The organism is Kaistella carnis (genome assembly GCF_003860585.1).
GTDB classification, from domain to species: Bacteria; Bacteroidota; Bacteroidia; order Flavobacteriales; family Weeksellaceae; genus Kaistella; species Kaistella carnis.
In genome coordinates this window covers 1,978,079-1,992,606 of sequence record NZ_CP034159.1, presented here as the reverse complement: position 1 = coordinate 1,992,606, position 14,528 = coordinate 1,978,079, and the positions used below count along the sequence as shown (strand labels likewise).

General features: G+C 36.4%; 14 protein-coding genes. 4 read left to right on the top strand and 10 right to left on the bottom strand.

What is annotated here, in order from left to right; translation table 11 throughout:
- Positions 1 to 25: 25 nt before the first annotated feature.
- Positions 26 to 445, bottom strand: a complete 420-nt coding sequence (locus EIB73_RS09250; protein ID WP_185144615.1) for a hypothetical protein — start codon at positions 443 to 445, stop codon at positions 26 to 28.
- Between the two features lie 258 nt (positions 446 to 703).
- On the opposite strand from EIB73_RS09250, the gene mfd reads away from it, so the two are divergent.
- From mfd to pth, 3 genes are read left to right on the top strand one after another with little or no spacing between them, the layout of a single operon-like run.
- On the top strand, positions 704 to 4,066 hold the full coding sequence (mfd, locus tag EIB73_RS09245; protein WP_125026090.1) for a transcription-repair coupling factor: 3,363 nt from the start codon (positions 704 to 706) through the stop codon (positions 4,064 to 4,066).
- 55 nt (positions 4,067 to 4,121) lie between these two features.
- Positions 4,122 to 5,009 carry a hypothetical protein gene (locus EIB73_RS09240; RefSeq protein WP_125024743.1) on the top strand — a complete coding sequence of 296 codons (888 nt, stop codon included), beginning with the start codon at positions 4,122 to 4,124 and terminating at the stop codon, positions 5,007 to 5,009.
- A gap of 9 nt (positions 5,010 to 5,018) precedes the next feature.
- On the top strand, positions 5,019 to 5,582 hold the full coding sequence (gene pth / locus EIB73_RS09235; protein WP_125024741.1) for an aminoacyl-tRNA hydrolase: 564 nt from the start codon (positions 5,019 to 5,021) through the stop codon (positions 5,580 to 5,582).
- A gap of 43 nt (positions 5,583 to 5,625) precedes the next feature.
- Here pth and EIB73_RS09230 read toward each other — a convergent pair whose 3' ends face one another.
- From EIB73_RS09230 to EIB73_RS09200, 7 genes are all read right to left on the bottom strand, one after another.
- On the bottom strand, positions 5,626 to 6,261 hold the full coding sequence (locus EIB73_RS09230; protein ID WP_125024739.1) for a carbonic anhydrase: 636 nt from the start codon (positions 6,259 to 6,261) through the stop codon (positions 5,626 to 5,628).
- 41 nt (positions 6,262 to 6,302) lie between these two features.
- Positions 6,303 to 7,901: a SulP family inorganic anion transporter gene (locus EIB73_RS09225; RefSeq protein WP_125024737.1), complete on the bottom strand. Its 1,599-nt coding sequence runs from the start codon at positions 7,899 to 7,901 to the stop codon at positions 6,303 to 6,305.
- A gap of 142 nt (positions 7,902 to 8,043) precedes the next feature.
- A complete protein-coding gene (locus tag EIB73_RS09220; protein WP_125024735.1) occupies positions 8,044 to 8,337 on the bottom strand; it encodes a hypothetical protein in 294 nt (97 codons plus the stop codon).
- Positions 8,338 to 8,354: 17 nt separating this feature from the next.
- Complete coding sequence (locus EIB73_RS09215; RefSeq protein WP_125024733.1) at positions 8,355 to 9,035, bottom strand: carbonic anhydrase; 681 nt, start codon at positions 9,033 to 9,035, stop codon at positions 8,355 to 8,357.
- A 126-nt stretch (positions 9,036 to 9,161) separates the two neighbouring features.
- The gene (locus EIB73_RS09210; RefSeq protein ID WP_125024731.1) at positions 9,162 to 9,716 is read right to left on the bottom strand and encodes a serine acetyltransferase; all 555 of its coding nucleotides are present in this window, start codon (positions 9,714 to 9,716) and stop codon (positions 9,162 to 9,164) included.
- A gap of 31 nt (positions 9,717 to 9,747) precedes the next feature.
- The gene (locus EIB73_RS09205) at positions 9,748 to 11,241 is read right to left on the bottom strand and encodes a phosphoethanolamine transferase (protein WP_125024729.1); all 1,494 of its coding nucleotides are present in this window, start codon (positions 11,239 to 11,241) and stop codon (positions 9,748 to 9,750) included.
- On the bottom strand, positions 11,241 to 12,392 hold the full coding sequence (locus tag EIB73_RS09200; RefSeq protein ID WP_125024727.1) for a glycosyltransferase: 1,152 nt from the start codon (positions 12,390 to 12,392) through the stop codon (positions 11,241 to 11,243). The genes EIB73_RS09205 and EIB73_RS09200 overlap by 1 nt, the downstream gene beginning before the upstream one ends.
- Positions 12,393 to 12,472: 80 nt before the next feature.
- On the opposite strand from EIB73_RS09200, the gene EIB73_RS09195 reads away from it, so the two are divergent.
- Positions 12,473 to 12,775 carry a DUF4298 domain-containing protein gene (locus EIB73_RS09195; protein ID WP_125024725.1) on the top strand — a complete coding sequence of 101 codons (303 nt, stop codon included), beginning with the start codon at positions 12,473 to 12,475 and terminating at the stop codon, positions 12,773 to 12,775.
- A 47-nt stretch (positions 12,776 to 12,822) separates the two neighbouring features.
- Here EIB73_RS09195 and EIB73_RS09190 read toward each other — a convergent pair whose 3' ends face one another.
- Positions 12,823 to 13,383 (bottom strand): acyltransferase, encoded by a 561-nt coding sequence (locus EIB73_RS09190; protein ID WP_125024723.1) that lies wholly within the window; start codon positions 13,381 to 13,383, stop codon positions 12,823 to 12,825.
- Position 13,384: 1 nt separating this feature from the next.
- Positions 13,385 to 14,527: a glycosyltransferase gene (locus EIB73_RS09185; RefSeq protein ID WP_125024721.1), complete on the bottom strand. Its 1,143-nt coding sequence runs from the start codon at positions 14,525 to 14,527 to the stop codon at positions 13,385 to 13,387.
- Position 14,528 lies beyond the last annotated feature (1 nt).

The window sequence follows — 14,528 nt, the reverse complement described above, 5'->3', positions numbered from 1 at the left end:
GCTTTTTTATTTAGACATGAAAAATTTATCTGGTACAGTTTGCAGTCCATGTTTTACCATCTGCAAAGTACAGAATTTTCAATTCGTTGTTATCAATTCTGATATAAGAAGTAGCCGTTCCGCCTACCATTACCAAAATATTGTCGCCTTCTTTTTTAAATTCAACACCATTTAGATCTGGAATTCCATCAGAAAATCGGAAGTTGTATTTTGTTCCGCTTGCAATTTTAGTTACAAACACACTTCCATTATCTTTGGAAATGGTTGATGAACCATCATTGTAGGAAATACTTCCATTGTAAGTTCCGGCAAAAAAGTCGTTGTCTACAGGATCATCATCACTTCTACAAGATGAAACTGCAAATAGAGAAAATACCAGAACAAAAAGTCCGAAAAATTTAAGGGCATTTCTTAGCGTAGTCTTTTTTAAAGTCGTTGATTTCATAAATTTTTATTTTTAAGTTTAGGTTTTAGTCTTTTTCAAACTTTATGCCGAGGAACGCACATCCTATTTAATTTGGCTTTTATTATTACTTTTTAAGAAATTTTAAAACAATAGATTAAAATAAGCGGAATATTGGGTGGAAAAGTAGAGTCGCAAATAATTCTTAAATTTGCACTTTCACACGATTTCGGAATCATCCCGAAATCGCTTTTTCCGTTTGTATACGACCTTATTAATAGACAGACCGTCAGAATTTATATGCAGTTAAAAAATATTAGCGATACTTTTCTTCCTCAACTTCTTCAGTTGGGATTTGGGAAAGAATTATTCACCCATTTAGACGAGAACAAACATCTTGCGGTAAAGTCTTCTGCAGGTTCTTCGCCTGCCGTGTTTGCGGCGGAACTGTTTCTTATTAAAAAGAAATCGCTCCTTTTCCTGACCGATGATAAAGAAGATGCGTTGTACGTTACCGATGAACTGGAAGATTTGTTAGGCAAAGAAAATGTGCTCTATTTTCCACCCACCCATTTGGAGCCTTATCAAATTGAAAAGACACAAAATGCAAACCTGGTCTTGAGAACTGAAGTTCTGAACCGCATTCACAACGATAAAAAACCACGGGTAATGGTTGCGCCTTTTTCGTCACTGGCAGAAAAGGTGATGAAGAAAGACGATTTTCAAGCCATTTCACATACCATAAAAACAGGAGATCAACTTGATTTTAATTTCACCGAGGAATTGCTGCATCAGTTTAATTTTAATCACACCGATTTTGTCTCAGAACCCGGAGAATTCTCGGTACGTGGAGGGATTGTTGATGTTTTCTCCTACTCAAATGAAGAGCCTTACCGAATTACTTTTTTCGGTAATGAAGTAGAAAGCATAAAAACATTTGATATTGAAACCCAGCTTTCTAAAGAAAAAATTAAAGAATTCCAGCTCGTTTCAAACATGAATTTTTCGGTAATCGGGAAGAAAGTTTCGTTATTTGATTTGGCACCTAAAGATTTAGTGGTGATCACGAAAAATGCTTTTTCGGGACTTTCTTATATTAAAAATTTCTATGAAAAAGCAGAAGAGAATTTCGCGAAATTAGGGACCGAAATCAGACATCAAACGCCGGAAGAGCTTTTTATTTCTGATGAGGATTTTATAAAGGAAATCAATAAATTTGGATGGATTGATTTTACGTTGCAGGAAGTAAAGGGCAGCGACGCAACCGTTATCGAATTGAAACAGTCGCCGCAACCAAGCTTTCACAAGAAGTTTGAAATGTTGCAGGAAGATCTGGAGGAAAAACAAAATCAGGGTTTTGAAACCTGGATTTCCTTCTCGACCGAAAAACAGAAAGAAAGACTGGAATCTATTTTTGAATCTTTAGAAAAAAATGTTCCTTTTAAATCTTTCAGATCCGAACTTCACGAAGGCTTTGTAGATTTTGAACATAAAATTTCGGTCTATACCGATCACCAGATTTTTGACCGTTACCAAAGATTTAAAGCCAAAAATTCTTTTGCTAAGTCGGAACAGATCACGCTGAAAGATTTAATGCAGATGAAAGTGGGCGATTATATTGCACACATTGATCACGGCATCGGAAAATTCATGGGGTTGGTGAAAGTGAATAACAACGGTAAAATTCAGGAATGTTTTAAACTCGTGTATAAAAATGGGGATTTGCTTTATGTCAGCATTCATTCCTTAAATAAAATCTCAAAATACAACGGACCCGACGGTAAAGAAATCGTGCTGTCGAAACTCGGTTCACCCGCCTGGAAATCATTAAAGCAAAAAACAAAAGCCAAAGTAAAACTCATTGCTTTTGATCTCATCCGTCTGTATGCAGAACGGAAAACAGCAAAAGGTTTTGCCTTTACGCCGGATTCTTATCTTCAAAATGAACTGGAAGCCAGCTTTATTTACGAAGATACACCTGATCAGGAAAGAGCAACGGTTGATGTAAAAACAGACATGGAAAACGATACCGTCATGGATCGTCTGATTTGTGGTGATGTAGGTTTCGGGAAAACGGAGATTGCAATTCGTGCTGCTTTTAAAGCCGCAACCGATGGAAAACAGGTGGCGATTTTAGTGCCGACCACGATTTTGGCTTTTCAGCATTACCGAAGTTTCACGGAAAGGTTGAAGGATTTTCCGGTGACAATTTCTTACATGAACAGATTTCGGTCTGCCAAACAGAAAGCAGAAACTTTAGAAGGGTTAAAATCTGGAAAAATTGATATTGTCATCGGAACGCACCAGTTGGTTGGCAGTTCGGTGAAATTTAAAGACTTAGGTTTATTAATTATTGATGAAGAGCATAAGTTCGGCGTATCAGTAAAAGATAAACTGAAAACAATGAAAAGTAACGTTGATACGTTAACCTTGACTGCTACACCGATTCCTAGAACTTTGCAGTTTTCCCTAATGGCAGCGCGGGATTTATCCGTCATCAAAACACCACCGCCAAACAGACAGCCGGTAGAAACGTCTATTGTTGGCTTTAATGAAGAAGTAATTCGGGATGCGATTTCATACGAAATTCAACGGGACGGTCAGGTTTATTTCATTAATAACAGAATTGAAAATCTGAAAGATATTGCCGGTTTAATTCAACGCTTAGTTCCTGATGCTAAAGTGATTACAGGTCACGGGCAAATGGAGGGTAAACAACTCGAACGAAACGTTCTTGATTTCATGGAGGGGAAATATGATGTTTTAGTCTCTACTACGATTATTGAAAGTGGAGTAGATGTTCCGAATGCAAATACCATTTTTATCAATGATGCCCAGCGTTTCGGCATGGCAGACATTCACCAGATGCGTGGTCGTGTGGGTCGCAGCAACCGTAAGGCTTTTTGTTATTTGATCACGCCGCCCTTTGATATGGTGACGCCGGATGCACGTAAGAGATTGGAAGCCATTGAGCAGTTTTCTGACTTGGGAAGTGGTTTCCAGATTGCCATGAAAGATCTGGAGATTCGTGGTGCAGGAGATCTGTTGGGTGGAGAGCAAAGTGGTTTCATTAATGAAATGGGCTTTGACACCTATCAGAAAATTATGCAGGAAGCTTTGGAAGAATTGCAGAATGATGCAGAATTCGAAGATTTATTTGACAATGAAGAAGACCGTAAGAAACTCTTTAAATCAACGAAGGAAGTCAATATCGATACCGATTTAGAATTGATGTTACCAGATTCTTACGTTCAAAGTATTGAAGAGCGTTTGTCTCTCTATCAGAAATTAGCAGAGATCGAAAATAAAGAAGATCTGCAGAAATTAGAAAGTGAATTGGTAGACCGTTTTGGAGCACTGCCTTCTGAAGCGATTAATCTTTTGAAATCTGTTGAATTAAAGTGGATTGCGGCTGACATTGGGTTTGATAAAATTGTGGTGAAGAACGGAATTTTCCTCGGTTATTTCCCACCAAATCCGCAGGACAAATTTTATCAAAGTGAAAAGTTCAGGAATATCATTTCTTACTTATCTAAAAATCCGAAAGATGCGACTTTAAAAGAGAAATCAAATAAAGAAGGAACACAGTTAATGATGCGTAAAGAGAATGTGCAAAATGTAGATGAGGTGAATGCTGTTTTGGAGCGGATTTTAGCGAAATAGCATGAACGCTTAATTTTCTAAAAAAAATGTACTTTTGCTAAAACGTTTTTAAATAATGAAAAAAATTATAAGTTTTCTAAGTTTTGTTTTCAGTTTGGTTATTCTGTTCTCTTGTGAACCAGGCCGTGACGAAAATGGCGATTTGCTTTTCGGTGTGAACCAAAACCCAGAAACAGGCGGCGGAACAACTGGTGTTTCCAAACTGTTAAAGAAAATGACGGCCACCGATAAGGAGGGGAATATGTCTACTTTTATTTACAATTACGAAAATGGGTTGTTGAAAAGCGTGAGCATTAATGAAAACGAAGATCAAAGAGACCTTGATTTAACGTACGATAAGGATAAGATCTCTACAATGTTGATGACGGAGACCGATGGTTCAAACATCATTACGACAACTACAGATTTAATCTATGATAACAATAATAAGTTGATTAATACTGCAGGAAAAATGGAATCTGGTGGTGAAGAAATCTCTAAAAACAAAACCACTTTTACCTATAACGGAACAGTACTTAAAAAAATTGAAACATCCATCCAGCAGAAAGATCCAGAGAATCCTGATACTTACGTAGACTTATTTAAACAGGTAAGTGATATTTTGTTTCAAGGAAATAATATCGCTTCCTGGAAAATGACAATGACAACCATTTCACCTCTGCCGGTTGGCATTCCACCCATTGTTTTAGACGTGAAATTCAGTAATTATGATGCCGCAAAAAACCCTTTGGCGACATTACCACGGGAGTTAAATATTGCGGCAGCACATTTGTTAAGTGGAACAAATTCAATTCAGGGACTTTCGGTGAACAACTATAGAACCGCTTCAACTACGGCGGGAGGAACATCGCAAGATGTTACTTATGTATACGAGTACGACAAGGATGGCTATCCGAAAAGTGCAACGTCTACCCAGGGAACTATAACATACGAATACCAATAAAATTTATTTATGAAATACCTAATCGTAGGGCTCGGAAATAAAGGCGAAGAATATACTGAAACCCGGCATAATGTCGGGTTTAAAGTTGCGGAGAAAATCGCGGAAACTATTGAAGCTTCCTTTAAATCATCTAACTTCGGATTGCTCGCCGAAGGTAAATATAAAGGCAGAAAAGTGTTTATTCTGAAACCAGATACCTATATGAATCTTTCCGGTAATGCCGTAAAGTTCTGGCTTCAGAAAGAAAATATCCCTTTAGAAAATTTAATGATCGTAACCGATGATCTGTCTCTACCCTTCGGAACTTTACGAATGAAAATGAAAGGTTCTGACGCCGGACACAACGGCCTCAAAAGTATTCAGGAGCAACTTCAAACCCAAAATTACCCAAGGTTGAGATTTGGCATTTCTGCAGAATTCAGCGAAGGGAAACAGATTGATTACGTTTTGGGAAAATGGACGGTGGAAGAACAAGAAAAACTTGCCGAAAGAATCGAGAAGTCTGCTAAGGCTTGTCTGTCATTTGTTTTTGCTGGAATTCAAAATGCAATGACGACGTTTAACGGGAAATAATAATAAAAAAAAGGCGAAGATAATTCGCCTTTTCTACTATATTCTAATTCCAGGTTACTTCGCCTGTATCGACGTCGTAATGAGCGCCGGCGATGATAATTTCTTCATCCTCTTCCATCTTTTTCAGCGTGGAGCTTTTTTTCCGGATGTTGCTAATCGTATTGTCGATATTTTTAAAGGTTAACCTGTTAAGCAAATCATCATTGGTAGAGCATTTTTTTTCGCCTTCTTTGATGATCTCCTGAATACTGGAATCAAAATTATTCACCAGTTTTGTGAGATAGTCTATACCCAAAGGTCCGATCTTTTCGGCATCTAAAGCACCTTTCAAGGCGCCACATTTAGAATGTCCGAGCACTAAAACCAATTTTGAACCTGCAATTTTACAGGCATATTCTATAGAACCTAAAATATCTTCGTTGCTGAAATTTCCGGCGATTCTAACGCTGAAAATATCACCCAAACCCTGATCAAATATTAATTCGGAAGAGGTTCTGCTGTCAATACAACTTAATATTACTGCGAAAGGAAACTGGCCTTCTCTGGTATCATTTACTTGCTCCAGCAGGTTTCTGTTCATTTTCAGGTTATTAACAAAACGCTGGTTTCCCTCTTTTAAAAATTGTAAGGCTTTATCTGGTGAAATGGTTGATTGTGTCTCTAAAGTATGTGCTTTCATATAATATGAATTTCTTTTATTTTTATTGATTAACTGCATGATTACATCGCTCTTCTATGGGCGATCAGAACGTGAGAGTCTTTAACGGCATGTTCAAGCGGCGTGTACGATGTTCGAAAACCCACCAGCCGAACGTCAATCTCTTCCTCTTTTGCTCTTATGTTTGCAAAATCCTGTATCATTTCTAAAATATCATCGGCGATATAAGAAGTGCCTTTGGCATCGATGGTTACCACCGAATTTGGTTTGATGTTTTTTAATGTTTTCTTAATGGCTGCCTTATTTAAAAACGAAACTTCTTCAGCTAATTTTATTTGAATGTCATCAGCATCGTTCAATTCTTCGCGACTTAAATAGTAAGCTCTCTTCATATTTCCCTGTAAAATGTAGAAAACAGAAATGAGTAAACCGATCCCCACTCCTTTTAATAAATCAAGGAATACTACGGCCAAAACCGTCGCAATAAACGGGATGAACTGATATTTTCCTTTTTTCCAAAAATGCATAATGGTGGCAGGTTTCGCGAGTTTATAACCGACTAGAATTAAAACTGCAGCCAAAGTTGCCAACGGAATTAAATTCAAAATAAAAGGAATTGAAAGAACGCAGATTAATAAAAGTGCACCATGAATCATGGCCGAAACTTTTGTTGTTGCACCGGCCGCGGCATTTGCAGAACTTCTTACTACGACAGAAGTCATGGGAAGCCCACCAATTGCAGCGCTGATAAGATTTCCGATTCCCTGCGCTTTAAGCTCAAGATTTGTGTCTGTTGTTCTTCTGTGCGTATCTAATCTATCTGATGCTTCAATGCATAAAAGTGTTTCGATCGACGCTACGATAGCGATTGTGGCTCCGACTATCCAAACTTTGGGATCAAGAAATCCCTGTACATTCGGAAAGACAATCATGTTTTTAAAATCATCCACGTTTTGTGGTACGGGTAGTGAAACCAAATGGTCCGCGCCGATGGCTAAAGAGCTCCCGGAGATCTTAAAAATAAAATTAAGTAAAATGCCGACCACCACAGCAACTAAAGCTCCGGGAATCATTTTCAGCTTTTTTAAGGCAGGAAAACGATCCCACGCCAAAAGAATTCCTATCGAAACAGTGGTGATGATGATCGCGCCGGGGTTAATGCCGGAAAGTAATTCTGTAAAATAGGTGGGATTAAAACCGTTTACGAAAAGACTTTCATTTCCCTCGAAATCTTTATCGAAACCTAAAGCGTGCGGTATCTGTGTTAAAATTATAATGATTCCGATCCCCGCCAACATTCCTTCAATAACATTGTTGGGAAAGTAATTTGAAATACTGCCGGCTCGAATAAATCCTAAGATCAGTTGTAGTGCTCCGGCAATAATTCCGGCACACAGAAAAAGTTCAAATGCTCCTAAATCGGTAATTGCTGTAAGAACAATAGCGCTTAAGCCCGCTGCAGGACCAGAAACTGAGATGTTAGAATTACTTAAGAATCCTATTACCAAACCACCAATGATACCGGCGATAATCCCGGAAAGTGGTGGTGCGCCCGAAGCCAGAGCGATTCCTAAACAAAGTGGAAGCGCAACTAAAAAGACCACGAGTCCTGAAGGGAAATTTTCTTTAATTCCTCCGAATGCTAATATTGCTTTTTTCATTTTTTTGAAAAAGTATTTGGGTGTTGTGATCAGAACACCGGAAAGTGTGATCAAAACACAAGATTGTTTTAATTTAAAATCAAAATAGAATCTGCTCAAAATCTTGATGAAATGAGTGTTTCTACTTTTTTACGATAAAAAATTAAGCATTCGGAGGTGGAGAAAAAATACTGAGAAAAGGCGACAGATGAATAGAATCATCTGCTGGAATGAAAGATTTAACGAGTAAATCGGTTTCAAAGAATTTGATAAAATCATGAACGTTCAACGTTTTGGGAACGGTTTTTTCGTTGATGACTAAAGGAGCGTGCTGGGTTTCTTCTTCAGAGAGTACTACATTAGTCGTCGAAAAATCCCAATCGAAAATAGTGGCCATACTGGGTAAAGCCATAAAATTCAAAAAGACCGTTAATGTAAGAATACTCCAAAATTTCATATAGAAACTGCTACAAGTTAGATGAGGTTTTTATTATTTAATCTGCTCATCACCCAATCAGAATTGGTAAGGTTATATATTTTTTGAATGTCTTTCAAGATTTTCTCAAAATCAATTTCTAAATCGATAATGTTACCCGTTCTTAAATCGAAAACCCACCCATGAACAATAGGATATTCATCGATTAAGTACTGTTCCTGCACCACTGCCATTTTAATAACGTTGATGCATTGTTCCTGCACATTAAGTTCTACAACTCGATCGTAACGTTTTTGTTCATCTTCAATAGCATCTAATTCTGTCTGATGCAAGCGGTAAACGTCCCGAATATTTCGCAGCCAAGGATTCAGTAATCCGAGATCCTGCGGGGTAAGTGCGGCTTTTACTCCGCCACAGCCGTAATGTCCACAAACGATAATATGTTTCACTTTCAAATGTTCCACAGCGTACTGAATTACTGCTGTTGAACTCATATCTAAACTGTTGACTACATTAGCAATATTACGATGAACAAAGAGCTCACCAGGTTTCATACCCATCATTTCCTCTGCAGAAACGCGACTATCTGAACAACCGATGTAAAGAAATTCCGGCGTCTGTGTAGAAGATAAAGTCTTAAAAAACTCTTTATCCTGAGCCAGTTTAGATTCTACCCATTTCTTGTTGTTTTCAAAAATAGCTTCGTACGATTTTTTCATGTGTATAATAGTCAAAAGTTAATATTAAACGGAATCGTTTAATTAGTTTTCAGATTTATAACGATGCAAAAGTATTGTTTAGAAAATAAAAAAAAGAGAAATTAACAAAATTTAATAGTAAGAATTTTAGATTTTATGATTGATGTAACCTTCTGTAGCTTGCGTGTTGGGGACAATATTGCCGGGATTTCCGACAACAACGGAATGTGAAGGCACATCAAAATTGACGTAGGCATTTGGCGCGATCAAAACATTGTTTCCAATGATTATTTTCCCAACGATAACAGCGTTGGGGCCAATCCAAACCTCATCGCCAATTTCCGGCACGCCTTCGTTTTTACCGCGATTGGCTTGTGCGATCGTCACACCCTGGGCGATATTACAGTTTTTTCCGATTTTTGCTTTTGGATTAATAACCAGCGCTCCCCAATGTCCGAGATATAAACCTTCCCCAATCTGAGTTTCCGGGTAGATCTGAAAACCATATTTTATTTGATAATGTCGTAAAATCAAACGCCAGATTTTTCCTGAGAAGGAGCTTTTAGGATGTTTTTGCGCTGTTCTTAAAAGATAGATGAAATGCAGATTGGGACTGAAGCATTTTTTCCACATTTGAAAAGTGGAAAGCCATTGCCCGCTTTCGCGATAGAAATCTTTTTGAAGGGGAGTTTTATTATGCATTAGGACAAAGCTAGCGGATTAAAGATAAGATTTATTCTTTTAATTCAGAATACGGAATGACGCTTAAATCTAATTTTAAATATTTTAATCTTTCGTCCTTGTATTTCTCCGGTTCTTTTAAACCCATAAATCTTGAGATTAAAGGGAAAATTTTAGTGGTCTGTGTTACTTGGTTCACAGTTCCTATTTCTCTGTATTTGTCTGCAATGTCATCTGAATACCATATGAAAAAAGGAACTTGCGTTGATTCTTTTGAGTCAGTGTGAAGAAATTTATTTCCCTTTATTTTAACTCCGTGATCCGAGAAATAAATAACAACGGTATTATTCTTTTTTGAAAATTTAAAAACTTGTCCGAGGAGTTTATCGGTATACTGAATCGATTGATCATAACAGTTTAGTTTATCTGATTTTTCCTCCGGCGGAATTCTGTCGCAAGGATTTGGATGACTTCCATTTAAATGAATGACGACCAAATTCTTAGTTTTGGGATTATAAATCTCTTTAAAATGTGAAATTGAAACCTCATCATAGCCATTTAACCATTTTTTATAGGCGGCCATATTGGCAATACTAGTTATTCCGCGGGCAGCTCCCTGCATACTGATCCAAGATGTTTTGTAACCTACATGATTTGAGAGGTTTATGATATTATCTGAAATTTTATTAAAATGAGCTTGAAATTCACTGGGCTCAACCGTTGACAAAACCAATGGTACACTTAGATTTGTTATTCCCGCAGGCGAAACGGCGTTTTCAAATAATAGCATATTCTTTTTCTCGGCATCCTCATAAGGAGTAGTTTTTTTATGATATCCGTAAAGGGAAAAATTTTGTTTTCTAGCGGACTCCCCAATAATCAAAATAATATTTTGAACGCCTTCGTCAATTTTCTGAACATCAAACGATGGTTGAACTGCTGAGATTTCCTCTGATTCCTTTCTAATCTGTAAAGACTGATCAATATAATTTGATAAATAAAAAACATTTTTTATCATTTTTCCCCCGCCTTTGTTACTGATATACTTATGTTTCATAAAGAAAATGAAAGGCATTAAAATCCACAAAGATGAAATTACTGCTGTTTTCCAGTTAAGACGAATGGTATTTTTAATGGTGATCGCACAATGTATGGAAAGCGCCAACATAATTAATCCTATAACGGATGGAAGAATAAACATGGTTGACATACTTACAGCCTCATTAATGTTCGTATCCATGATACTCAGAATCATACCGATATTTACATCTGACTTATAAATTAGGGCAGCGCCAATTGATAATCCAAAATTGAGCGTAGCTAAAAAAATTAAAATATAGGCGATGACCGAAGTAAACTTATTTTTTAGAAGAACACTGCAAAATATAATCAGTGACACAAACATGACGCTGTATTCGACAATATTTCGGCTTAAATCTAAAAGTTTACCTGGAGTAAGTGCTTCAAAAAGATACGAAAAGGCTAAAAAGAAACCTAGGAGGTAGAGTATTGTCACTAGCGCTAAAAGAAGAATTGTTTTTTTCATTAAATAGTATCAATTATCTCAGTGATTATTTTTACAGAGTTTTCCAGGTCAAATGGCATATTATAATTTATCAGGCTTTCAGTGTAGGTGTCAAAGATAGGGTCGTTTTGTAAAGCTTTTTTCATTCCTTCATAAATTCCGTTTTCCGAATTATCGACAATAAGTCCCAGTTTTCCCTCTTCCAGCATTTCGCGAACCCCGGAAACATCGGTTGCGATAATCTTCTTCTTCAAAGTGATGGCTTCAAATAAAACAGTGGGAAATCCTTCATATCTTGAACTCAAAATATAGAAATCAGCTTTTTTAAAGTAGGGATAAGGATTATCAGTAAAACCCAGCAACGTCACCGTTCCCGCAACTCCCAATTCTTTTTTTAAGTTTTTTAGATTTTCAAAATCGTAACCATCGCCAAGAATGAGAATTTTATGATTTAAACCTTCATAAAGAAGTCTTTTATGAGCTTTTAATAACCGGTCAAATCCTTTTTGAGGAAAAACGGTGCCGACTGAAACAAAAGTTTTTGCACGTTTATCAAAATTATAATTCTTGAGTTCTAATTTTGATTTTGATAAAATTTCTTTTGTATCTAATGGATTGTAAATTCTTACAATTTTATCTTTTTCTTCTTCAGTTATTGCTATTGTTTCGAAATCCTGTTTAATTTTTTCTGAGATCACCATGATTTTATCGAACCCAAAAAACTTTCTAAATTCTTTGTCAGTATAATTATGAAATTCTGTTTTCTTTAAATCATTATGAATCCAAATTAATTTTTTTGAAAACTTTAACGGTGAATTTAATATTTCATCGCGCATTCCATGGATCGCAGCAAATTCGATATCGTATTTTTTACCTTTTAAGATAAATTGGTAAAGAATTTGAGGAAACATTTTCAGAATTTTTTGATACAAAACACGGAAAGCTTTCACCGGTAAATCCTGAATCCGATTGGTAGTGATCATTTCCCCTTTATTCAAGTATAAAATATTGACCCAACTCGGAACTTCTTTCAGATATTTCCCCGAATGTAAATTCAATAAAAGGTCGATTTCATATTTGTCTTTGGGTAAGTTTTTTAGAAAAGTCACCAATACTTTTTCTGCGCCGCCATGACGCAGGGAACCGATTCTGATGAGGATTTTCTTTTTCAAACGATTGTGTTTCTGCAAAGATAATAAAGCGGGTCAGTTGAGAAAAGTTATCCGTATATTTAATTCTAAAATAAAATTGAATGGAAAAACGTCTTGAAAATATTACTAAAATGGAAAACATTCTGAACCGCACGGATGAACTGATTTCAGAAATGGAAAAATTACTCGAAAAGTGGGAGCAGAATCAGCAAGATTTTAATGATTTGATGAATTATTATACCAGTGAAGAAAGAGGAAAAGATCTTGAAGACGACCGTCTGCAAATCATTCCGCAAGATTTACCGCGTGGTGTTTTAAGTGAAGATGCAGTTTTCGATACCTATGGGAACAGAAAAGATCTTTCTATAAAAATGATCAAATTGGGAGTAGCAGGTTTGGAGTGATTTTTTAGAATGTAGAAGTCTTTATTGGATTTCCTTTTTATCTAAATTTATTTTACGGGTTTATAAATATGCGGAAGATATTCTTTAATATATTCGTCTAATTTTGGGCGGTCAGTTTCCAGTTCTCTTGGATACAGTACGTTGTTCTTCAATGCTTTGTCGCCGTATTGTTCAATTGTACAGATGAATTTTGCCGGAGTTCCCGCATAAACAGAATTGGAGGGCATCGAAGAATTAAGCACAGAGCCTGCGCCCAAAATGCAGTTATCACCCATTTCAACACCTGGAAGAATCGTACAGTTGTTTCCAATAAAACAGTTTTTGCCAATCTTTATTCGTCCGAAATTTCTTGTATCTCGGTATTTTTCCATGGAGCGAATCGTATACATTGCCCCATCATGATTGATGAAGGTGCAGTTTGCTGTGATTTTAGTGCGGTCGCCAATTTCTATTAAATACGGTTCGGAACCGAATTTTGGTGCTTCAATGAAGATCACGTCTTTGCCAACTTTCAAACCGCGGGATTTGCAGATTTCAATGTAGGCTTTGTCGCGCAGTCTTTTCAAAATATCTTCAACTTTTAAAATAATTCGGTAGAGTAGGTTCATATTATTGAAATAATTGATCTAATTGCTGAAATATACGATTGTTTTTTTCTTTCAATTCTACTAAAGAATCCTGTTTAGATAATATTTTCTCTAAAGAAGGATTGTCCAAAACCAATTTTATTACTTTATAAAGTTCCTCTTTTCCAGGATTAAATAATAATCCATTTCTATTATTTTGAACCATTTCCGATATTCCTCCTACGTTGGTTGATAAAACGGGTTTGTTAAGACAAAGTGCTTCGCCGATGACCATTGGGTAACTTTCACTATAAGATGGAAGCACGAAGTAGCGGGATTCTTTAATGTATTTTATTGGATTTTCAGAAAATCCATAAAGTAGGAAAGTGTCCTCAATATGATATTTTTCAATGAGCATTTCTAAATCTTTACGCTGAATACCCTCGCCAATAATAGCTGTTTTTATTTTGTACCCCTCACAAACCAGTTGGTTATGAGCTTTCACCAAATCTTTGAAACCTTTTGCTGAAAACAATCGTCCCACCGATATAAAGTCGATATTTTTAAACGGCTCTTCTGCAGGTTCTTTCGCTTGTGCAAGTATTTGATCTATCTCTAAGGGATTGTAAATCACCTGAGCATTTTTTAACTGAACATTCCAATGCTTCTCCACGATATTTTTGCCATGGTTAGAAACGAAAATTCCAGTGTCAAATTTTTGCATTAATTCAACAAATAAATTATTCTGTTTAACGCCGAAACCGGAATTTCGTAAGTCTCCGTGAATCCAGTATATTTTTTTACTTTTTTTATTCGGGCTGTTGTAGACATCTTTCAACATGTAATGACTGAAAGCTACTTCGAAATCATAATCTAAAAGCTGGTGTTTTTTATAGAAAAATTTAGGATAATTTTCAAAAATCGCATATTTCAACCTTCGTTTTGCTTTTTGAATGAAATTCAAATATTTATTTTCTGAAGAAAGTTCGCTGTCCTGACCAATGTATAGTACTTTGACTTCTGTAGGTACACGATGGAGAAATTCACCTTGTTTGTAATTGAGCAAAAGCACCACCTCATACTTATTATAATCCAGGTAGTTTAATATATTTAGCAGCACCATTTCTATGCCGCCCATTTCAAGGGAGCGGTGGCGGAAGAGTATTTTTATTTTGTCATTTGACATT

Coding starts and splice junctions, on each gene's coding strand:
- EIB73_RS09250 (WP_185144615.1), bottom strand. CDS start 445: ATGAAATCAACGACTTTAAAAAAGACTACGCTAAGAAATGCCCTTAAA.
- mfd (WP_125026090.1), top strand. CDS start 704: ATGCAGTTAAAAAATATTAGCGATACTTTTCTTCCTCAACTTCTTCAG.
- EIB73_RS09240 (WP_125024743.1), top strand. CDS start 4,122: ATGAAAAAAATTATAAGTTTTCTAAGTTTTGTTTTCAGTTTGGTTATT.
- pth (WP_125024741.1), top strand. CDS start 5,019: ATGAAATACCTAATCGTAGGGCTCGGAAATAAAGGCGAAGAATATACT.
- EIB73_RS09230 (WP_125024739.1), bottom strand. CDS start 6,261: ATGAAAGCACATACTTTAGAGACACAATCAACCATTTCACCAGATAAA.
- EIB73_RS09225 (WP_125024737.1), bottom strand. CDS start 7,901: ATGAAAAAAGCAATATTAGCATTCGGAGGAATTAAAGAAAATTTCCCT.
- EIB73_RS09220 (WP_125024735.1), bottom strand. CDS start 8,337: ATGAAATTTTGGAGTATTCTTACATTAACGGTCTTTTTGAATTTTATG.
- EIB73_RS09215 (WP_125024733.1), bottom strand. CDS start 9,035: ATGAAAAAATCGTACGAAGCTATTTTTGAAAACAACAAGAAATGGGTA.
- EIB73_RS09210 (WP_125024731.1), bottom strand. CDS start 9,716: ATGCATAATAAAACTCCCCTTCAAAAAGATTTCTATCGCGAAAGCGGG.
- EIB73_RS09205 (WP_125024729.1), bottom strand. CDS start 11,241: ATGAAAAAAACAATTCTTCTTTTAGCGCTAGTGACAATACTCTACCTC.
- EIB73_RS09195 (WP_125024725.1), top strand. CDS start 12,473: ATGGAAAAACGTCTTGAAAATATTACTAAAATGGAAAACATTCTGAAC.
- EIB73_RS09190 (WP_125024723.1), bottom strand. CDS start 13,383: ATGAACCTACTCTACCGAATTATTTTAAAAGTTGAAGATATTTTGAAA.
- EIB73_RS09185 (WP_125024721.1), bottom strand. CDS start 14,527: ATGTCAAATGACAAAATAAAAATACTCTTCCGCCACCGCTCCCTTGAA.